The organism is Castellaniella daejeonensis (genome assembly GCF_039523555.1).
Lineage (GTDB): Bacteria > Pseudomonadota > Gammaproteobacteria > Burkholderiales > Burkholderiaceae_B > Castellaniella > Castellaniella daejeonensis.
Genome location: NZ_BAAAFN010000017.1, coordinates 20,178 through 38,095, shown reverse-complemented (window position 1 = coordinate 38,095; position 17,918 = coordinate 20,178). Strand labels below are relative to the sequence as shown.

General features: G+C 68.9%; 16 protein-coding genes. 9 read left to right on the top strand and 7 right to left on the bottom strand.

What is annotated here, in order from left to right; translation table 11 throughout:
• Window positions 1–37: 37 nt before the first annotated feature.
• The 6 genes from ABD022_RS13805 to ABD022_RS13780 all read right to left on the bottom strand — a co-directional run bounded on the left by ABD022_RS13805 (window position 38) and on the right by ABD022_RS13780 (window position 6,523).
• The gene (locus ABD022_RS13805) at window positions 38–1,744 is read right to left on the bottom strand and encodes a (2,3-dihydroxybenzoyl)adenylate synthase (RefSeq protein ID WP_343821922.1); all 1,707 of its coding nucleotides are present in this window, start codon (window positions 1,742–1,744) and stop codon (window positions 38–40) included.
• 88 nt (window positions 1,745–1,832) lie between these two features.
• The gene (locus ABD022_RS13800) at window positions 1,833–2,615 is read right to left on the bottom strand and encodes a 4'-phosphopantetheinyl transferase family protein (protein WP_343821920.1); all 783 of its coding nucleotides are present in this window, start codon (window positions 2,613–2,615) and stop codon (window positions 1,833–1,835) included.
• Window positions 2,616–2,643: 28 nt separating this feature from the next.
• The gene (locus ABD022_RS13795) at window positions 2,644–3,522 is read right to left on the bottom strand and encodes an alpha/beta hydrolase (RefSeq protein ID WP_343821917.1); all 879 of its coding nucleotides are present in this window, start codon (window positions 3,520–3,522) and stop codon (window positions 2,644–2,646) included.
• Window positions 3,519–4,664 (bottom strand): ABC transporter substrate-binding protein, encoded by a 1,146-nt coding sequence (locus ABD022_RS13790; RefSeq protein WP_343821914.1) that lies wholly within the window; start codon window positions 4,662–4,664, stop codon window positions 3,519–3,521. The genes ABD022_RS13795 and ABD022_RS13790 overlap by 4 nt, the downstream gene beginning before the upstream one ends.
• 15 nt (window positions 4,665–4,679) lie before the next feature.
• A complete protein-coding gene (locus tag ABD022_RS13785) occupies window positions 4,680–5,465 on the bottom strand; it encodes an ABC transporter ATP-binding protein (protein ID WP_343821911.1) in 786 nt (261 codons plus the stop codon).
• A gap of 2 nt (window positions 5,466–5,467) precedes the next feature.
• Window positions 5,468–6,523 (bottom strand): FecCD family ABC transporter permease, encoded by a 1,056-nt coding sequence (locus ABD022_RS13780; protein WP_325125388.1) that lies wholly within the window; start codon window positions 6,521–6,523, stop codon window positions 5,468–5,470.
• A gap of 103 nt (window positions 6,524–6,626) precedes the next feature.
• Between ABD022_RS13780 and ABD022_RS13775 the strand changes: the two genes are divergently transcribed.
• From ABD022_RS13775 to ABD022_RS13750, 6 genes are all read left to right on the top strand, one after another.
• Window positions 6,627–7,442 carry an alpha/beta hydrolase gene (locus tag ABD022_RS13775; protein ID WP_343821909.1) on the top strand — a complete coding sequence of 272 codons (816 nt, stop codon included), beginning with the start codon at window positions 6,627–6,629 and terminating at the stop codon, window positions 7,440–7,442.
• A 125-nt stretch (window positions 7,443–7,567) separates the two neighbouring features.
• Entirely contained in the window at window positions 7,568–9,859 is a 2,292-nt protein-coding gene (locus ABD022_RS13770; RefSeq protein WP_343821907.1) for a TonB-dependent siderophore receptor, read from the top strand.
• A gap of 170 nt (window positions 9,860–10,029) precedes the next feature.
• Window positions 10,030–10,254, top strand: coding sequence for an antitoxin MazE family protein (locus ABD022_RS13765; RefSeq protein ID WP_343821904.1), 225 nt, complete (start codon window positions 10,030–10,032; stop codon window positions 10,252–10,254).
• Complete coding sequence (locus ABD022_RS13760; protein ID WP_343821901.1) at window positions 10,251–10,595, top strand: type II toxin-antitoxin system PemK/MazF family toxin; 345 nt, start codon at window positions 10,251–10,253, stop codon at window positions 10,593–10,595. Before ABD022_RS13765 ends, ABD022_RS13760 begins: the two co-directional genes overlap by 4 nt.
• A 215-nt stretch (window positions 10,596–10,810) precedes the next feature.
• Window positions 10,811–11,065: an addiction module antitoxin gene (locus tag ABD022_RS13755; RefSeq protein WP_343821898.1), complete on the top strand. Its 255-nt coding sequence runs from the start codon at window positions 10,811–10,813 to the stop codon at window positions 11,063–11,065.
• Window positions 11,052–11,378 (top strand): type II toxin-antitoxin system PemK/MazF family toxin, encoded by a 327-nt coding sequence (locus ABD022_RS13750; RefSeq protein WP_343821895.1) that lies wholly within the window; start codon window positions 11,052–11,054, stop codon window positions 11,376–11,378. Before ABD022_RS13755 ends, ABD022_RS13750 begins: the two co-directional genes overlap by 14 nt.
• Before the next feature lie 41 nt (window positions 11,379–11,419).
• Here the strand turns inward: ABD022_RS13750 and ABD022_RS13745 are convergent, their stop codons facing one another.
• The gene (locus ABD022_RS13745) at window positions 11,420–12,145 is read right to left on the bottom strand and encodes a hypothetical protein (protein ID WP_343821892.1); all 726 of its coding nucleotides are present in this window, start codon (window positions 12,143–12,145) and stop codon (window positions 11,420–11,422) included.
• Window positions 12,146–12,252: 107 nt separating this feature from the next.
• Between ABD022_RS13745 and ABD022_RS13740 the strand changes: the two genes are divergently transcribed.
• The 3 genes from ABD022_RS13740 (at window position 12,253) to pgi (ending at window position 17,763) form a co-directional block, all read left to right on the top strand.
• Window positions 12,253–14,676, top strand: a complete 2,424-nt coding sequence (locus ABD022_RS13740) for a 3-hydroxyacyl-CoA dehydrogenase/enoyl-CoA hydratase family protein (protein ID WP_343821889.1) — start codon at window positions 12,253–12,255, stop codon at window positions 14,674–14,676.
• A 61-nt stretch (window positions 14,677–14,737) separates the two neighbouring features.
• Complete coding sequence (locus ABD022_RS13735; RefSeq protein WP_325125496.1) at window positions 14,738–15,934, top strand: acetyl-CoA C-acyltransferase; 1,197 nt, start codon at window positions 14,738–14,740, stop codon at window positions 15,932–15,934.
• Between the two features lie 227 nt (window positions 15,935–16,161).
• Entirely contained in the window at window positions 16,162–17,763 is a 1,602-nt protein-coding gene (pgi, locus tag ABD022_RS13730) for a glucose-6-phosphate isomerase (protein WP_343821886.1), read from the top strand.
• The last annotated feature ends 155 nt before the right edge of the window (window positions 17,764–17,918 follow it).

The following is a 17,918-nucleotide window of genomic DNA, read 5'->3' as shown; positions in this document are numbered from 1 at the left end:
TCGGTGTTGCGTGTCGATGAATGATGGGGCGGCGCGCTCACTGCGCGGCGCGGTCCCGTTGTTCCTGTTCCAGCAGTTGCGCGCGCAGCTGGGCGCGCAGGGCCTTGCGGCTGATCTTCAGGGCGGCGGTGGACGCGAACCGTTCCACGAACACGACCTGGTCCGGCACCTTGAAGTCGGCGATGCCGCGCGCGCGGATCCAGCGCTTCAGGTCTGCCGGGCGCGGGCGTTCGCCCTTGGGGATGACAAAGGCGCAGCTGCGCTCGCCCAGGTATTCGTCCGGCACGGACACGACCGCGGCGTCGAAGACCTGCGGGTGCGACAGCAGGTGATCCTCGATTTCCTCGGCGGAGATCTTTTCGCCCGCGCGGTTGATGTGATCGCCCGCGCGGCCCTGGACTTCCAGGTAGCCCTCGGGCGTCATGCGCACCACGTCGCCGGTGCGGTAGTAGCCGTCCTCGGTGAAGGATCGCGCATTGGCCGACGGATTGTCGTGATAGGCGCGGATCGTGTAGGGGCCGCGCGTCAGCAGATGGCCCGCCTGGCCCGGTTCCACGGGGCGGCCCTCGTCGTCAAGGATCAGGATCTCGTCGTCCGGGCTGATGGGGCGGCCCTGGGTGTGGATGATGAGCGCGTCCGGGTCGTCCAGGCGGGTGTAGTTCACCAGGCCTTCGGCCATGCCGAAGACCTGCTGCAGCGTGGCGCCCAGGACCGGGCGCACCCGGCGGGCGATTTCGGCCGACAGCTTGGCGCCGCCCACCTGGATGACGCGCAGGCTGCCCAGGTCGCGGCCCGAGGCGGGCGCGCGGTCCAGCCATTGCAGCAGCAGCGGCGGCACCAGGCTGGTGACCGTGACACGCTCGCGTTCGACCAGCTCGAACGCCGATTCGGGATCGGGCGAAGGGCAGAGCACCACGCGGCCGCCTGCGTACAGCGTGCCCAGGAAGCCGGGCGAGCTCATGGGGAAGTTGTGCGCGATCGGCAGCGCCCCCAGGAAAACGGCGTGCTCGTCCAGCCCGCAGATGCGGGCCGATTCGCGCAGGGTGTAGATGTAGTCGTCGTGCGTGCGCGGGATCAGCTTGGACAGCCCCGTGCTGCCGCCGGAAATCTGCAGAAAGGCGACGTCCCGGCCTTGCGAGACGCTGGCGGGCACATCGGCGCTTGCAGTGGCGTAGAGATCGTCCAGGCACGGGAACGGGCCGGCCGGACTTTGGACGGTTGCGTCGCGTGCGGCGATCCAGACGTGCGCCACACGCGGCAGGCGGCCCTGCAGTTCCAGGGCCAGCGCGGCGTAGTCGAAACCGGCGTGCGTGGCGGCTGCGATGTAGGCGCGTGCGCCCGAGCCGCGCGCGAAGTGCTCGATCTCGGTGATGCGGTGCGCGGGCAGGGCATAGACCGGAATCAGCCCGGCGCGGAACAGCCCCATCACCACGGCGATGAAATCGGGAATGTTGGGCAAGTGCACCAGCACGCGGTCGCCCTGGCGAAGACCGGCGCCCAGGAATCCCGCTGCCAGGGCGCTGGCGCGCCGGTCCAGCTCGGCGTAGGTCCAGCGTTGGCTGCCGCCGACCACGGCCAGGCGGTCCGGGTGGGCCGTGGCGCGTTCGCGCAGCCAGGCGCCGAAGGTCTCGTTACGCCAATATCCGGCCGCCCGGTAGCGGGCGGCGAATGCGTCGGGCCAGACCTGGACGGGGCGGGGTGGTTCGGCGGAGGCGGGAGCGGTGGAAGTGGGTGCCGTCGTCATGGTTCAGGCGTCAACAATCTGAGCATGATAATGAGAATGATTATAGTCTATGAAAATGTGAGGTCCAGCCCGTCGATTCAGCTTGCGGTCAGCTTTCCAGGACGGTTTCCCGGTCCGATCCGCCGATCCAGTCGGACAGCGCCAGCGTCTTCAGCGGCCAGTCTTCCGGGCGCGGCGCCGTTTCCGGCAGGCACAGGGCGGCGCAGTGCGCCGGGGACGCCCACAGCAGGCGCACCCACAGGCCTTCGACCTCGGGTCTGCCCGAAACCGGCGTCCAGCCCTCGTCTCCGGCGCCCGTCAGCCGCAGCGTCCCGGGCTCGGCCGCCAGTCCCAGGCCGCAGGCCTTGAGGACGGCCTCGCGGCGGACCCACTGGGCGCAGAATGCCCTGGGATCGGGCGCGGCTTCGGACCCGCCCGGGGCCGGGGCAGGAAGCGGCAGGCCGGTGACTTGCCGCCACAGGTCCGCATCCACCCGCTCCGGGCAATGTTCCACGTCCACGCCCAGCGGCCCGGGACCGACGCCGACCAGGACGAGGTCGCCGCTGTGCGCGATGTTGAAGTGCCAGGCGCGCGCGCCGGCGTCCGGGCCGGCCGGCTCGCCCGGACGGCCGCCGGCCAGCATCGGCTTGCCGCGCGGTCCCGCGCTCAGGGACACGTCTTCGGGCGCCAGGTCCAGGCGCCGGCCCAGCAGCCGGCGGGCCAGGGCGCGGCCGACCAGGCTGCGCAGGCGGTCGTCGGGTCGCCGCAGGCGGGCGATCCAGCGCCATTCGGCCTCGGGCAGGTCCCGGCGCAGGCGCGCGGCCCCGTCGTCGTCCGGCAGCCCCCGGGACAGGATCAGCCGGTACGGGGTGGCGGCGTTCGGGGCGGACATGGCGTGGGCGAGGCCGGTTGGCGGGCCTTCAGGCGGCGGCGAGCGCCACCGCGCGCCGCGCGCCGGCCCGCAGCGCGTCGCCGTGCTGGATGCCGTCCAGGCATTCCAGTTCGCAGTCCAGCCAGGGAATGTCCGACAGCCGGCGGCGCAGCGCCTCCAGCCGGGGCAGGGTCGGGATGCCGTCGGCCGGGCGGCGCGGGTTCGCTGGGTTGGGGGGCTCTGGATACCAGCGCTCGTCCGTGCCGGCCATGAGCGTCAGCCGGACCCGGGATGCCGGCGCGGACGCGTGGAGCGCGGGGGCGCCCGGACCGGACGGCAGCGCGCGCGGCAGCCCGTCGAGCAGTGTTCCGATCCTGCCGTCGCGCCACCAGAGCGAGGGGCTGGCGCAGATCGTGCGGGCGAATCGTCCGGGGTGGCGGACCAGTGCGTAGAGCGCGCACAGGCCGCCGTAGGAATGGCCATACAGGTTCAGGCGGGCCGGGTCCAGGGGCGCCTGGGCGGACGCCCAGGCCAGCATGGGGCCCAGCAGCGCGTCCAGGAACGCGTCCGCGCCGCCGCACTGCCATTCGGGACGGCGCGGATCGGGCCAGTGGCCGCCGTCCGGCGCCGGCGGCGTGAAGTCCAGCGCGCGCCGCGCCAGGGCCTGGGTCCGGGGGCCGGACGGCGCCGATACGCCCTGCCCGGCGAACCGGGGCAGGACGGGTCCGCGCATGCCGCCGTGGCCCGGGATCAGCACGGCGCTGGACGCGCCGCCTTCGGGCGGCGGGTCCAGGGGCCAGACCCAGTCTCCGTCCAGCAGGACCAGCAGCGGCCAGCCGTCCCGGGGCGGCGCGCCGTCCGGGACGTGCAGGCGCAGGCGGCGCGCATCGGGCGTGCCGACCGCCAGCGTGGTTTCCCGCAGGCTCATCGGGCGGGTCCGGCCCCGGGTTTCAGGTTCACCAGATAGGTGCCTTCCAGGGGGACGGCCATGAACCGCTCGTTGATCTCGCGCAGCGTCGCGGCAGGGTCCACGTCGGCGAACCGGTCCGGGTGGATCCAGTGGGCCAGGGCCTCGATGAACACCACGTGCAGCGGCGAATCGTTGAAGGCATGCCAGATGCCGTGGCTGTTGCCCGAGCGCACCGCCGGCAGCGCGCCCAGGCGGTTGGACTCGATCAGGCGTTCCAGGCTGGCGCGGGCGTCGGCTTCGCTCACGCCGGCGCCGATCGCCAGGCCCGTGCCCTTCTGCGAACCGGTGCCCGTGGCGACATAGGCCTGGGGCGCGCGCGCGTTGATGTATTCGAAGTTCAGCTTGCCCGTGGCGCTTTTCAGCACGTCGGCGCCGATGTTGTGGCCGCCCGCGTACGAGATCATTTCGTTGAAGGTGCCCGTGCCCGGCGAGCTGCAGCAATCCATGGCGCCCGCGTGCGCGTGGACGAAGACCGGCGGCCGCCGGTCGGCGGGCAGGTCCGCCAGCCGCTCGGCGACGGCGCGCATGTGGCGCTGGTAGAAATCGATGAAGGCCTCGGTCCGCTCCGGCTGGCCGATGGCCAGGCCCAGGGCGCGCAGGCTGGGCACGGTGTTTTCCATCGGCCGCAGGAAGAAGTCGATCACGATCACCGGCACGCCGGCGGCTTCCAGGCGGCCGATCAGCGGCGATTCGCCGGCCTTCTGGCCGGGCGCCAGGCCGGCGAAGGACGCGGTCATGACCACCAGGTCCGGACGCAGGGCCAGCGTGCGTTCCACCGAGAACGAATCCGGCGTGTGGCGGCCCACGACCGGCACTTGCGCCAGGCTGGGGAAGCGCTTCAGGGCGACCTGGTAGTCCGGCGCGAACGAGGTCCGCAGTTCGTCGGACCAGCCCGCCAGCAGGGCGGCCGGGTCCGGCGTCAGCAGGGACAGCACCTGGAAATGCCGCGCCTGCGCCAGCACGATGCGGTGCGCGGGTTCGGGCAAGGTCACCTGGCGGCCCAGGACGTCGGTGACCTGGATGGGGGCGGCTCCCGCCGCGCCGGCCAGGCAGGCCAGGCCCAGCAGCAGCGAACGCAGGGTATTCAGCAGATCAGGCATGGTTGCTCGTCTCAGTCAGGAAGCCGGGGTGCACAGCCCGTCGATCAGCACGTGGGGCAACCCGCGCGAGCAGGTTTCGACCCGGGCGTCCACGTGGTAGACCTCGGCCAGGGACTCGGCCGTCACGACCTGGTCCGGCCGGCCGTGGCCGACGAGCTCGCCCGCGCGGATCAGCAGGGCCTCGTCGCTGCGCTGCAGGGCGATGTTCAGGTCGTGCAGCACGATCAGCGTGGTCAGGCCATGCTCGCGGGTTTCCTGGGCCAGCAGGTCCATCACATGGCACTGGTAGTTCAGGTCCAGGGCCGACAAGGGCTCGTCCAGCAGCAGCAGGCGCGGCGTGCGGATCAGCGCCTGGGCCAGCCCCACCAGCTGCTTCTGGCCGCCGGACAACTGGTCCAGGTAATGCATGGCCAGGTGCTCTATCCCCAGGCGCCCGAGCACGTCCAGGATGCGTTGCGGGCTGGCGTCCTGGGCGTGCGGGTCCAGGTCCGAGGCGCGCGCGGCCACCATCACGGACTCGAAGACCCGCAGGTGCACGGCCGCCGGCAGGGATTGCGGCAGGTAGACCACGCGCTGCGCGCGTCGTTCGAACGACAGCTTGGTCAGGTCCTGCCCATCGAGCATCACCTGGCCGTGCGCGACCTTGAGCAATCCGGCCAGCGCCTTGAGCAGCGTGGATTTGCCGCTGCCGTTGGGGCCCAGCAGGGACACCACCCGCCCGGGCAGCAGGGGGCCCGCGGACAGGTCGTGGATGATGGGGCGGCGGCCGTAGGCGACCGACAGGTTCTGGATCTGCAGCATGGCTATTTCATTTGGCGGCGCAGCACGACCGCCAGGAAGAACGGCACCCCGACCAGCGAGGTGACGATGCCTACCGGCACGATGATGCCCGGCACGATGTTCTTGGAGGCGATCGAGGCCAGCGACAGGATCGTCCCCCCCACCAGGGCGCTGCCCGGCAGGTAGAAGCGGTGGTCTTCGCCGAACAGGCGGCGCGCGATGTGCGGGGCGATCAGCCCCACGAAGCCGATGGTGCCGACGAAGGACACGGCCAGCGCGGCCAGCACGCTGATGCGCACCAGCGCCGTCAGCCGCAGGCGCGGCACGTCGATGCCGAAGCTCGCGGCGCGGTCCTCGCCCAGGCGCAGCGCGGTCAGCTTCCAGGTGTCGCGCAGCGACAGCGGCAGCAGCACGGCGAAGACCAGCAGCAGGATGCCGACTTTCGGCCATGAAGAACGTGCCAGGCTGCCCATCGTCCAGAACACCAGGCCCTGCAGGGCTTCGGCGCTGGCCACGAACTGCACCAGGGACACCGCCGCATTGAAAGAAAACACCAGCGCGATGCCGAACAGCACCAGTCCGGACGTGCTCATCGAGCCCCAGCGCGCCACCGCATCCAGCAGCAGCGCCGAAACCAGCGCGAACACGAAAGCATTGGCGGCGATCGTCCAGGACTGGGGTACGCCCGGCAGCGACAGGCCCAGCACAATGGCCAGCGACGCCCCGAATGCGGCCGCCGAAGAAATTCCCAGCGTGAAGGGGCTGGCCAGCGGGTTGTTCAGGATGGTCTGCATTTCGCCGCCCGCCAGGCCCAGGGCCAGCCCCACCGCCACCGCCATCAGGGCATAGGGCAGGCGGATGTCCCAGACGATCACGCGGGTGGTCGGATCGGCCAGGTCCGGGTGGAACAGCGCATGGCTCAGGTCGGCCCAGCCCAGGCCCGACGGCCCCAGCATGAAGTCCGCCAGGATCGACGCCATGATGACGACCGACAGCAGCGCGACCAGCAGCCAGCGGCGGCGCAGCATGCGCCGGTAGTCCATCAGAACCGGGGCGGGGGTCGTCTGCGATGCGTCCATGCGTGAGAGTCGGCGGTTCGCCGCGCGTGGCGGCGGGCGTGGGCCCGGAGTGGGCAAATGTATAGAATGAGAACCGTTTACGGCCCCGCCAGTATAGTGGAACATGACCCTGCCTGCCTTTGATCTGCCTCTAGATGACGGCCGCGCCTGCATCGTGCGCGTTGCCGTGCCCCCCGGCCTGATGCCGGCGGACGGCTGGCCGGTGGCCTACGTGCTGGACATCGGGCAGTTCGAGTCGATGCGCGCCGATCCGGCAGGCCTGCCCGGCCTGCTGGTGGGCCTGGGACCGGGCGTGCCCGAAGATCGCCGCCGGGATTATGTGCCGGCGGGTTGGGGCGCGCGGGGCACGGCCGACGGCAGTGCGGCTGCCACGGAAACGCAGCCCGGCATGCGATCGGGCGCCGCCCGCTGGCTGCGTGTCCTGGATTGCGTGCGCGCGCGGGTCGCTGGCGACTGGCGCCTGGACCCGCGCCGCCAGGTCCTGTGCGGCCATTCGCTGGGCGCCCTGTTCGCCCTGTACGTCCTGGCCCACCGGCCGCGCGCCTTCGACGGCTACGTGCTGTCCAGCCCTTCCGTCTGGTGGGGCGGCCGCTACGCCGCCCGCCTGTTGCGCCGCCGCCGTGCATGGCTGTGCGCCGCAGGCCTGCCGCGGCTCGGTGTCCGGCTGACCGTGGGAGAGCACGAGCAGGGCCTGGCGCCCGAAGAGCGCGGCGCCGGTCTTCCTGCGGAAGAGCAGGCCCGGCGCCTGGCCATGCGTCGGGCGCGCGCCATGGTGGACGGCATGCGGACCCTGGCCGAAGCACTGGACCTGTGCCCCGGCCTGCGTCTGGATGCCGCCGTGTTGCCGGGCCATACCCACCGGACCGCGCCGCAGGATGCGCTGATGCCAGGCTGGCGCTGGCTGCTGGCGGCAGCGTAAGCGCCGCCACAGCGGTCATGGGGTGTCTTGCTGATGTGGATCAATCAATTCGTATGTGAATAGAAACGATTATCGTTTATATTTACGTCAGTTTTTTGACACACTGCAGCAAGCGAAGGAATCACATGTCTGCTACCAAGGTCCAGGGCCGCGCCCTGCCGCCGATCGGCCTGTTCATTGCCCTGGGGCTGGCCGCCGCGCCCGCGGGCGCGCAATCGTCCGACGGCGTTTCACAGCTCGACCGCGTCATCGTCAAGGCCGAACAGGAACTGAAACAGACCCCGGGCGCATCCACCATCACGTCCGAAGACATCCAGAAATCGCCCCCGGCCACCGACGTATCGGAAATCATCCGCACCATGCCGGGCGTGAACCTGACCGGCAATTCCTCCAGCGGCCAGCGCGGCAACAACCGCCAGATCGACATCCGCGGCATGGGGCCGGAAAACACGCTGATCCTGATCGATGGCAAGCCCGTGTCTTCGCGCGGGTCGGTGCGCTTCGGCTGGCGCGGCGAGCGCGACACGCGCGGCGATACCAACTGGGTGCCGCCCGAGCAGATCGAGCGCATCGAAGTCCTGCGGGGCCCGTCGGCCGCGCGCTATGGCAACGGCGCAGCCGGCGGCGTGGTGAACATCATCACCAAGCCCGCATCGGACACGCTGAGCGGTTCGGTCTCGGTCTATGCAAACGCACCCGAGCACAGCGACGAGGGCTCGACCACCCGCACCACCTTCAGCCTGGCCGGTCCGATCTCCGACCGCCTGGATTTCCGCCTGACCGGCAGCGCGGCGAATTTCCAGGGGGACGCGTGGGATATCAATGAAGGGCATCAGTCGGCGCGCGGAGGGCAGCACAAGGACACCTTCCCCGCCGGGCGCGAAGGCTTCAAGAACCGCGATGTGAATGGCGTGCTGAGCTGGAAACCCGCTGCCGGCCACAAGATCGATTTCGAGGCCGGCTACGGGCGCCAGGGCAACATCTACGTGGGCGACACGCAGAACACGAACACCAACGACATGGTGAAGCGCGAGCTGGGCGGCGAGACCAACCGCATCTACCGGCAGGCCTATTCCATCACCCACAACGGGGATTGGAATGCCGGCACCCACACCCTCAGCTACCTGCAGTACGAACAGACGCGCAATACACGTCTGCTGGAAGGTCTGGCGGGGGGCACCGAGGGCGCATTCAATGATCCCGCCAATCCCAAGGTCAATGACGGCGGCTATGGCGACATCAACCTGCGCACGCTGACGGCCCACACCGAACTGAGCCGCCGCCTGAACTGGGGCGGCGTCGATCAGATGGGCACGTTCGGCCTGGAATGGGTGCGCCAGGATCTGGAGGACTATTCGTCCGATCTGAAGAAGCGCAACCCTCAGGCGCAGGTTCCCACGCCCCAGGTGGCCTACCAGCCCAGGACGCATGCGAACATCTACTCGGTGTTCGCCGAGGACAACCTGTACATCGGCGATCACTGGACCGTGACGCCGGGCCTGCGCTTCGATCATCACAGCATCCAGGGCAACAACTGGAGCCCCGCGTTGAACCTGTCCTACATGGTCAACGACCAATGGACGGTGAAGGCTGGCATCGCCCGCGCCTACAAGGCGCCCAACCTGTACCAGAGCAATTCCGGCTACGCGCTCTACAGCGCGGGCAACGGCTGCTGGGGCAATCCTGCGGGTGGCGGCAACGGCTGCTTCCTGATGGGCAACCCGGACCTGAAGGCCGAAACCAGCATCAACAAGGAACTGGGGATCGAATTCCGCAGTCCGGACGGTCTGGGCGCCAGCCTGACCTATTTCCACAACGACTACCGCGACAAGATCGAGGCCGGGCGCTCGCCCGTGTCGTCCTTCGTGGCAGGGGGCAAGACCCAGAACGTTTTCCAATGGGAAAACATCCCCCGCGCCGTCGTCCAGGGCATCGAAGGCAACCTGACCTGGCCGTTTGCCCAGGATTGGCTGTGGTCGACCAATTTCACCTACATGATCGAATCGGAGAACAAGGACACTGGCGAACACCTGTCCACCATTCCCGAATACACGATCAACAGCACCTTGGATTGGCAGGTGACGCCGGCCTGGTCGCTGCGCGCCAAGGCCACCGTCTATGGCGAGCAGGAAGGACCGAAGTACGACTACTACGGCCAGCCACTGACGGGCAGCGCCACCGACAAGATCCCGCCCTACGCCCTGTTCGGCCTGAGCACGCAATACAAGGTCAACAAGCACTTCCGCGTGACGGCCGGCGTGGACAATGTATTCGACAAGCGCATCTTCCGCGCGGGCAACGCCATCGGCGTGAACCTCACGGGTCCGCAGGCGGCCAACTACATCTACGGCGCCGGCGCCTACACCTACAACCAGCCCGGCCGCACCTTCTTCATGGAAGTGACCAGCTCGTTCTGATCGATCCGTCGCTGCGACAAACCGGTCCCGCGCCCCCTTTCCCAGGGATCGCGGGACTTTTACCATGGGGTGTCGGGCCTGGCAGGAAAGCTGCGGTGGCCTATTTTGTTGCATGTAACGAGATGGGCTTGTATCATGTTTCATGTAACGCGCATATCAGGAGAATGAAAATGGCGACAACCCATGTGAATGCGCGGGTTCAGAAGCATCGCACCGCGTTGCGGATGGCGGGATTGCGGCCGGTGCAGATCTGGGTGCCGGATACGAGGCGCCCCGGGTTCGAGGAGGAATGCCGCCGGCAGAGCCTGCTGGTGTCCCGGGCGGATCATGCCGATGCGGATCTGCAGGCATTCATGGATGAGGCCCTGGCCGATGTGGATGGCTGGACGGAATGACGTCGCAGCCCAGGGCCAGGCGCGGCGATCTGGTGACGGTGGTTGTGCAGGGCGATTTCGGCAAGCCCAGACCCGCGTTGGTGCTGCAGGCGGATCAGTTCATGGGACACGCCAGTGTCACCGTACTGCCGGTGTCCGGTACGCTGGTGGCGGCTCCCCTGCTGCGCATCACCTTGGATCCCAGCCCGGAAAACGGCCTGCGCAAGCCATCTCAGGTGATGATCGACAAGAGCATGACCATCAAACGCAGCAAGATCGGGCGGATCATCGGCCACGTCGGTGCCGACACCCTGGTGGAAGTCGAACGCTGCCTGGCCGTCTTCCTGGGGATCGCGAAATGAGGCTGAAGACACATCGCGCTTCTTAGCGCCCGGGGCGTGACAAAAACGCCCAGTCACTCTGTCCGTCGTCGGGTCTGGGCATTATCCTGTGTGCGATACGCAAGGTTGTCCTCCAAAAAAAGCAGGGTACCTTTTTTGCCGTCTGATAGACCCATTCCAGGATCTATAGTACGTTATACGTATAACGTATTTAGAGGTGAGTCATGCACAAGCGAATGACCATCACGCTGGATGAGGATGTCTACGACGGCCTGTACCGGACCGTGGGGAAGCGGCATATGAGTCAATTCATCGAAGACCTGCTCAGGCCGCATGTCCTGGGCGATTCGCTGGATGGCGGCTATCAGGCCATGGCGGCGGACGCCGCGCGCGAGCACGAGGCTCAGGCATGGTGCAATGGTCTGGCGAGCGATCTGGCGGATGACCCTTCTCCTCAGCCGGGGAAAAAGGGCGATCATGAAGCGCGGTGAGGTCTGGTGGGTCGAATTCGATCCTGTAGTAGGTAGTGAAATCCGCAAGACCCGACCCGCTGTGGTCGTCAGCAACGATGCCGCCAATCGGCATCTCGTGCGTGTGGTCGTCGTGCCGTTGACCCGCAGTGTGGCTCGTCAGTATCCGGGCGAAGCCCTGGTGACAGTGAATGGGCAAGCCAGCAAGGCCATGGCGGACCAGATCATGGCGGCCGACAAGTCGCGTCTAAAGGAACGGCTGGGCTGCCTGGGCAAACCGGACATGCTGGCACTTGAAGATGCGATCAAGGTGCATCTGGCCCTGCCGCGCTGACATCCGATGAAAGCGGGCATCCGCTCGACGCTGCGCAAGGACTACTCCGCCGCCTTCCTCGGCCGCCCGCGCGGCGCCGGGCTGACGCGCCGGGACGCCAGGCGCCCCAGGTGCGTCAGGAAAATCCTTTCTCCCAGCGCCCATTGGCCGGATAGCGCCGCCTCGATCTGGCGGCCTTGCAGTTCACCCAGCCCGGCGGCCAGCCGGCCGCGCCAGGCGGCCTGGCGGGCAAAGGGCGTGTCGCCTTCGCGCCAGTAATCGGGGTGATCCGTCAGTGCCGGGCGCTTGCCCGGCGTATCGGCCGCGCCGCCCAGCCCGGCGTGGTCCGCCGCCGACGACCAGGGCCATTGCGCAGGCGAGCCCACCTGGCCGGTCGAGACCGGCAGCGATTCCAGCCAGACCATGGCCGGCAGCACCCAGCGGCCCGGCTCCAGCAGGGCGTTGCGGTAGCGGCCCGCGTACACCCGCGTGCGCATCAGCCCCGAGCCCATGCGCCGTCCCAGCGCCTGCATCAGGCGCGACAGCGCGGCCTCGTCGCCCGGCGTGGCCAGCAGGGTGATCCGGTCCGGCAGGATGGTCCAGGCGTGCAGGGCCACGGCGCCGGCCTCGCCCGCCGCCGCGCGGCCGATCTCCTCCGCCAGCCAGCCGCGGATCCGGTCCAGCGCCGCCGCGGGAGCGGGCGCGTCCGCCGGCGCCAGCGGACGCGCGAAGCGCGCCTCGACCAATTGGGGAATGCGAGGAGCGTAGAGACGGGGCAATCGAGCCATGGTGAAAGGGACGTTTTCGAATTCAAACGATCGTTTGAATTTTCGGCACAAATCAGCGACAATCGAAAAATCGGGCAACTCATTAAAACCAGCGAGGACACAATATCATGCAAACCAGCCAGTCCGCCCCCCTGTTCATCCGCCGCGTGGCGGTGTGCGGCGCCGGGGTCATGGGCGCGCAGATCGCCGCCCACTGCGTCAACGCCGGCGTGCCGGTCGTGCTGTTCGATCTGGCCAAGGACGACGGCCAGGGCGGCAAGAACGGCATCGTTCAGCGCGCCATCGCACAACTGAAGAAACTCAATCCCGCGCCGCTGGGCGTCAATGCCCTGGCCGACCTGATCACGCCGGCCAACTACGACGAAGACCTGGCGCTGCTGGCCGATTGCGATGTCGTCATCGAAGCGATCGCCGAGCGCCTGGACTGGAAGCGCGACCTGTACCACAAGCTGGCGCCGGCCCTGAACCCGCACGCCATCGTTGCCAGCAACACCTCGGGCCTGTCCATCACGTCCCTGTCCGAGGCGCTGCCCGAGACGCTGCGCCACCGCTTCTGCGGCGTGCACTTCTTCAATCCGCCGCGCTACATGCAGCTCGTCGAGCTGATCCCCACCGCCGCCACCGAGCCGGCCCTGCTCGACCATCTGGAAACCTTCCTGGTGTCGCAGCTGGGCAAGGGCGTGGTGCGCGCCAAGGACACCCCCAACTTCATCGGCAACCGCATCGGCGTGTTCGGCATCCTGTCGGTCTTCCATCACACCCAGGCCTTCGGCCTGCCCTACGAACTGGTGGACGACCTGACCGGCACCCGCCTGGGCCGCGCCAAGTCGGGCACCTATCGCACCGCCGACGTGGTCGGCCTGGACACGCTGGCGCACGTCATCGACACGATGAAGAACCAGCTGCCCGATGATCCTTTCCGCGCGCATTTCGGCGTGCCGCCCGTGCTGGCCGCCCTGATCGAAAAGGGCGCCCTGGGCCAGAAGACCAAGGCCGGGTTCTTCAAGAAGGAAGGCAAGCAGATCCTGCGCCTGGACCCCGCCGCCGGGCAGTACGTGCCCTCGGGCGAGAAGGCCGACGACGAGGTCAAGGACATCCTGAAGGAACGCGATCCCGCCAAGCGCCTGAAGGCGCTGCACGATTCCTCGCATCCCCAGGCGCAGTTCGTCTGGGCCGTGCTGCGCGATACCTTCCACTACAGCGCCGTGCACCTGGGCGACATCGCCGACAGCGCGCGCGAACTGGACCAGGCCATGAAGTGGGGCTTCGGCCACAGCTTCGGCCCCTTCGAAATCTGGCAGGCCGCCGGCTGGCGCCAGGTGGCCGACTGGATCAATGAAGACATCGCCGCCGGCAAGGCCCTGTCCGACGCGCCGCTGCCCGCCTGGGTCACCAGCGGCCCGGTCTGGGACAAGCAGGCCGTGCACACGCCGGAAGGCTCCTACAGCCCCGCGTCCAATACCTACGTGCCGCGCAGCGCGCTGCCGGTCTACCGGCGCCAGATCGGCGCCCCGCGCCTGGTCGGCGAAGGCCCGTCCCTGGTGCCGCACGTCGTGCACGAAGACGATGCCGTGTTGTGCTGGACGCTGCCGGCCCCGCATCCCCAGGACGTGCTCCTGGTGTCGTTCAAGACCAAGATGCACACCCTCAGCCCGGATGTGGTGCGCGGCGTGGTCCGCGCCGTGGACCTGGCCGAGCGCAACTACAAGGCGCTGGTCGTCGCCCAGCTGGACGACCCGTTCTCCGCGGGCGCCGATCTGAAGGCCATGCTGCCCGCCTTCATGTCCGGCGGCGTCAAGGCCGTCGAGCCGATCCAGAAGGAAATGCAGGACATGGTCATGCGCCTGCGCTACGCCCAGGTGCCCGTGGTTGCGGCCGTGGCCGGCCTGGCCCTGGGCGGCGGCTGCGAGCTGGCCGTGCATTGCGCCCGCCGCGTCGCCCACCTGGAAAGCTACGTCGGGCTGGTGGAAGTCGGCATCGGCCTGGTGCCGGGCGCGGGCGGCATCACCTTCAGCGCCCGCCGCGCGGCGGAAATCCAGGCCCAGTCGGCCCCGGACGCCCCGCTGCTGGCTTACGTGAAGAACTTCGTGCTGGCCGTGGCCACGGCGCGCGTGTCGAAGTCCGCCCTGGAAGCCCGCGAGATCGGCTTCCTGCGCGAATCCGACCCCATCGTCATGAACCGCCACGAACTGCTGTACGTGGCCGTGCGCGAGGCCGCCAACCTGGCCGAACAGGGCTGGCGTCCGCCGCTGGCCGCGCGCTTCCCCGTGGCCGGCCGCGACGCCATCGCCACCCTGAAGGCGCAGCTGGTGAACATGCGCGTGGGCGGCTACATCTCGGACTACGACTTCCACATTGCCGAACAGGTCGCCACGGCCATCTGCGGCGGCGACGTCGACCCGGGCAGCCTGGTCGACGAAGCCTGGATGCTGCGCCTGGAGCGCGAGGCCTTCCTGGGCCTGCTCGCCAATCCCAAGACACAAGAGCGTATTGCCGGTCTCCTGCAAACCGGCAAGCCCGTCCGCAACTGACGCGTCGAGGACGAAGCCCGGGCCGGCCGCCGGCCCGGATACCCGAACAAGGAGACTTTGAATGACAGCCCTTCAACAAGCCTATATCGTCGCCGCGACGCGCACGCCCATCGGCAAGGCCCCGCGCGGCATGTATTCCCACACCCGTCCCGACGATCTGCTGGCCAAGGCCATCCGGGGCGTGCTGGCCCAGGCGCCCAGCCTGGATCCCGCCGCGATCGAAGACGCCATCGTCGGCTGCGCCATTCCCGAAGGCCCGCAGGGCCTGAATGTCGCCCGCATCGGCGCCCTGCTGGCGGGCCTGCCCCAGTCGGTGGGCGGCGTGACGGTGAACCGGTTCTGCGCGTCCGGACTGACCGCCATTGCCATGGCGGCCGATCGCATCCGCGTGGGCGAGGCCGACGTGATGCTGGCCTGCGGCACCGAATCCATGAGCCTGGTCCCCACCATGGGGATCAACACCTCCTTCAGCCCGGATGTCTACCTGAAGGAAGAAAACATCGGCATCGCCTACGGCATGGGTTCCACCGCCGAGCAGGTCGCCCAGCGCTGGAAGGTGTCCCGCGAGGACCAGGATGCCTTCGCCCTGCGCTCGCACCAGCGCGCCCTGGCCGCGCAGCAATCGGGCGAGTTCGCCGACGAAATGCTGCCGGTGGAAATCGTGAGCCGCACGCCCGACCTGGCCACCGGCCAGATCCGCGAAGACCGCCGCACCGTGACCCTGGACGAGGGCCCGCGCGCCGACACCAGCCTGGAAGCCCTGGCCCGACTGCGTCCCGTCTTTGCCGCCAGGGGCAGCGTCACCGCGGGCAACAGTTCGCAGACTTCGGACGGCGCCGGCGCCCTGCTGGTGGTGTCCGAGCGCGCCCTGAAGGAACACAATCTGACGCCGCTGGCGCGCTTCGTGTCCTTCGCCGTGCGCGGCGTGCCGCCCGACATCATGGGCATCGGCCCCAAGGAAGCCATCCCCGCCGCCCTGAAGAAAGCCGGCCTGACGCTGGACCAGATGGGCTGGATCGAGCTGAACGAAGCCTTTGCCGCGCAGTCCCTGGCCGTGATACGCGACCTGGGCCTGAACGAGGACGTGGTCAACCCCATGGGCGGCGCCATCGCCCTGGGCCACCCCCTGGGCGCCACGGGCGCGATCCGTTCCGCCACCACCATCCACGCCCTGCGCCGCCGCAACCTGCAGTACGGCATGGTCACCATGTGCGTGGGGACGGGCATGGGCGCGGCCGGCATCTTCGAACGCTGCTGAATCCGGCGCCCGGGATGAGATTGGACTGTGAATGATCCCTGCGGACCATTCACAGCCTATCGAATCGGAGCGCCTTGCAAGGCGCGACGTGGGAAGGGGGCTCAATTTGAAAATGGCCCCGTCCCCATCACATGGGAGCGCTCCGGTTATTCTTGGCGGGCCGGAGCGTTTTTGTATGACCGCATGACATAATGACCGGCGATTCCGCCGATCCCGATCACGCCGCCATGTCCGATCGTCTCATGACCGCCGATACGCCCGTACCGCTGACCGAACTTTCCGAATGGAAACGTTTCGCGCTGGCGGCGCAGACCTGCGCGCCGCGCCCCGATGCGCTGGACCTGATCGAGGCGCCCGGCCTGGCCCTGGATTCCAGCGGCCAGCGCCATTCGCCCGAGCTCATGGCCGCGGGCGAAGCCCTGCTGCGCGCGCGGGATTTCGAGACGCAGCGCGAGCGCCTGCTGGCGGGCGATCCCGTCAATGTCACCGAAGGCCGCGCGGCCTGGCATACCGCGCTGCGCGCGCCGGAGGCGCCGGCCCAGGTACGGGCGGAACGCGAGCGCATGGACGCCTGGGTGCGGCGCGCCGATGCGGAACGGCGCTGGCGCCACGTCGTGCACGTGGGCATCGGCGGCTCCGACTGGGGCGTGCGCCTGGCGGTCACGGCGTTCGGCTACGCCGGCACCTGGCGCGACGTGCGCTTCGTCGCCAACATCGACGGCCATGCGATCGAAGGCGGGCTCGCGGGGCTGGATCCGCGCGAAACCCTGGTCGTGCTGGTCTCCAAATCCTTCACCACGGCCGAAACCCTGGAAAACGGCGCCCGCGCCCGCGAATGGCTGGCCGGCGCCGGCCTGGACCCGGCCGCCCACCTGGCTGCCGTCACCGCCCGGCCCGATCGCGCCCGCGCCTGGGGCGTGCCGGACAACCAGATCTTCCATATGTGGGATTGGGTCGGCGGGCGGTTTTCCCTGTGGTCGGCAGTCGGCCTGAGTACGGCGCTGGCCGTGGGCATCGATGTGCTGGAAGGCCTGCGCGCGGGCGCTGCCGCCATGGACGCGCATTTCACCCAGGCGCCCCTGGCCGTGAACGCCCCGGTGCGCATGGCGCTGGCGGGCGTGGTCAATCGCAGCGTGCTGGGGCATGGATCCCTGAACATCGCGCCCTATGATTCGCGCCTGGCCAACCTGGTGCCCTATGTCCAGCAGCTGGACATGGAATCGCTGGGCAAGTCCGTGGACGTTGCCGGGCGGCCCGTGGGCGTGCCCACCGGCCCCGCCGTCTGGGGCATGCCCGGCACCGATGCCCAGCATACTTTCTTCCAGTGGATGCACCAGGGTAGCGACGGCGCGCCGGTGGACTTCATCCTGTGCCGCCAGGCCGATCACCATTGGCCGGCGCACCACCGCCAGCTGCTGGCCAACTGCCTGGCCCAGCGCGAGGCGCTGATGCGCGGCAAAAGCCTGGCCCAGGCGCGTGCCGAATGCCTGGCCGAGGGCATGGACGCCGCCCGCGCCGACTGGCTGGCGCCGCACCGCGTCCATCCGGGCGGGCGTCCCAACCACCTGATCGTCCTGCAGCGCCTGTCGCCGTATTCCCTGGGCGCGTTGCTGGCCCTGTACGAGCACCGCGTCTTCACCCAGGGCGTGATCTGGGGCATCGATCCCTTCGACCAGTGGGGCGTCGAATACGGCAAGGTCCTGGCGCGCGGCATCATCGCCGAACTGGATCCGTCCGGCCAGGCGCGCGCGGCCGCTCCCGCCGCCGATGACTCAGCCGTCCGCCACGACGCATCCACCCGGCACTGGATCGACCGCCTGCGGGGGTGATTCGGATACCAGATCGCCGTGCTGGCAGTCGGGCATCGGTCATATGGAAGATCGGGCAATCTCACGCCCCTAGGGACTTTCCCTGCCATCCCGCACCGATCCGTGGATATCTCCTGAAAATCCCAGGGTTTACCCGGGATTATGCGCCGGGCCGA

Bases quoted from the DNA above. Each gene is read 5' to 3' on its own strand.
- ABD022_RS13750 (WP_343821895.1), top strand. From the start codon at position 11,052: ATGAAGCGCGGTGAGGTCTGGTGGGTCGAATTCGATCCTGTAGTAGGT.
- ABD022_RS13805 (WP_343821922.1), bottom strand. From the start codon at position 1,744: ATGACGACGGCACCCACTTCCACCGCTCCCGCCTCCGCCGAACCACCC.
- ABD022_RS13765 (WP_343821904.1), top strand. From the start codon at position 10,030: ATGGCGACAACCCATGTGAATGCGCGGGTTCAGAAGCATCGCACCGCG.
- ABD022_RS13760 (WP_343821901.1), top strand. From the start codon at position 10,251: ATGACGTCGCAGCCCAGGGCCAGGCGCGGCGATCTGGTGACGGTGGTT.
- ABD022_RS13790 (WP_343821914.1), bottom strand. From the start codon at position 4,664: ATGCCTGATCTGCTGAATACCCTGCGTTCGCTGCTGCTGGGCCTGGCC.
- ABD022_RS13780 (WP_325125388.1), bottom strand. From the start codon at position 6,523: ATGGACGCATCGCAGACGACCCCCGCCCCGGTTCTGATGGACTACCGG.
- ABD022_RS13745 (WP_343821892.1), bottom strand. From the start codon at position 12,145: ATGGCTCGATTGCCCCGTCTCTACGCTCCTCGCATTCCCCAATTGGTC.
- ABD022_RS13755 (WP_343821898.1), top strand. From the start codon at position 10,811: ATGACCATCACGCTGGATGAGGATGTCTACGACGGCCTGTACCGGACC.
- ABD022_RS13740 (WP_343821889.1), top strand. From the start codon at position 12,253: ATGCAAACCAGCCAGTCCGCCCCCCTGTTCATCCGCCGCGTGGCGGTG.
- ABD022_RS13795 (WP_343821917.1), bottom strand. From the start codon at position 3,522: ATGAGCCTGCGGGAAACCACGCTGGCGGTCGGCACGCCCGATGCGCGC.
- ABD022_RS13785 (WP_343821911.1), bottom strand. From the start codon at position 5,465: ATGCTGCAGATCCAGAACCTGTCGGTCGCCTACGGCCGCCGCCCCATC.
- pgi (WP_343821886.1), top strand. From the start codon at position 16,162: ATGTCCGATCGTCTCATGACCGCCGATACGCCCGTACCGCTGACCGAA.
- ABD022_RS13800 (WP_343821920.1), bottom strand. From the start codon at position 2,615: ATGTCCGCCCCGAACGCCGCCACCCCGTACCGGCTGATCCTGTCCCGG.
- ABD022_RS13770 (WP_343821907.1), top strand. From the start codon at position 7,568: ATGTCTGCTACCAAGGTCCAGGGCCGCGCCCTGCCGCCGATCGGCCTG.
- ABD022_RS13735 (WP_325125496.1), top strand. From the start codon at position 14,738: ATGACAGCCCTTCAACAAGCCTATATCGTCGCCGCGACGCGCACGCCC.
- ABD022_RS13775 (WP_343821909.1), top strand. From the start codon at position 6,627: ATGACCCTGCCTGCCTTTGATCTGCCTCTAGATGACGGCCGCGCCTGC.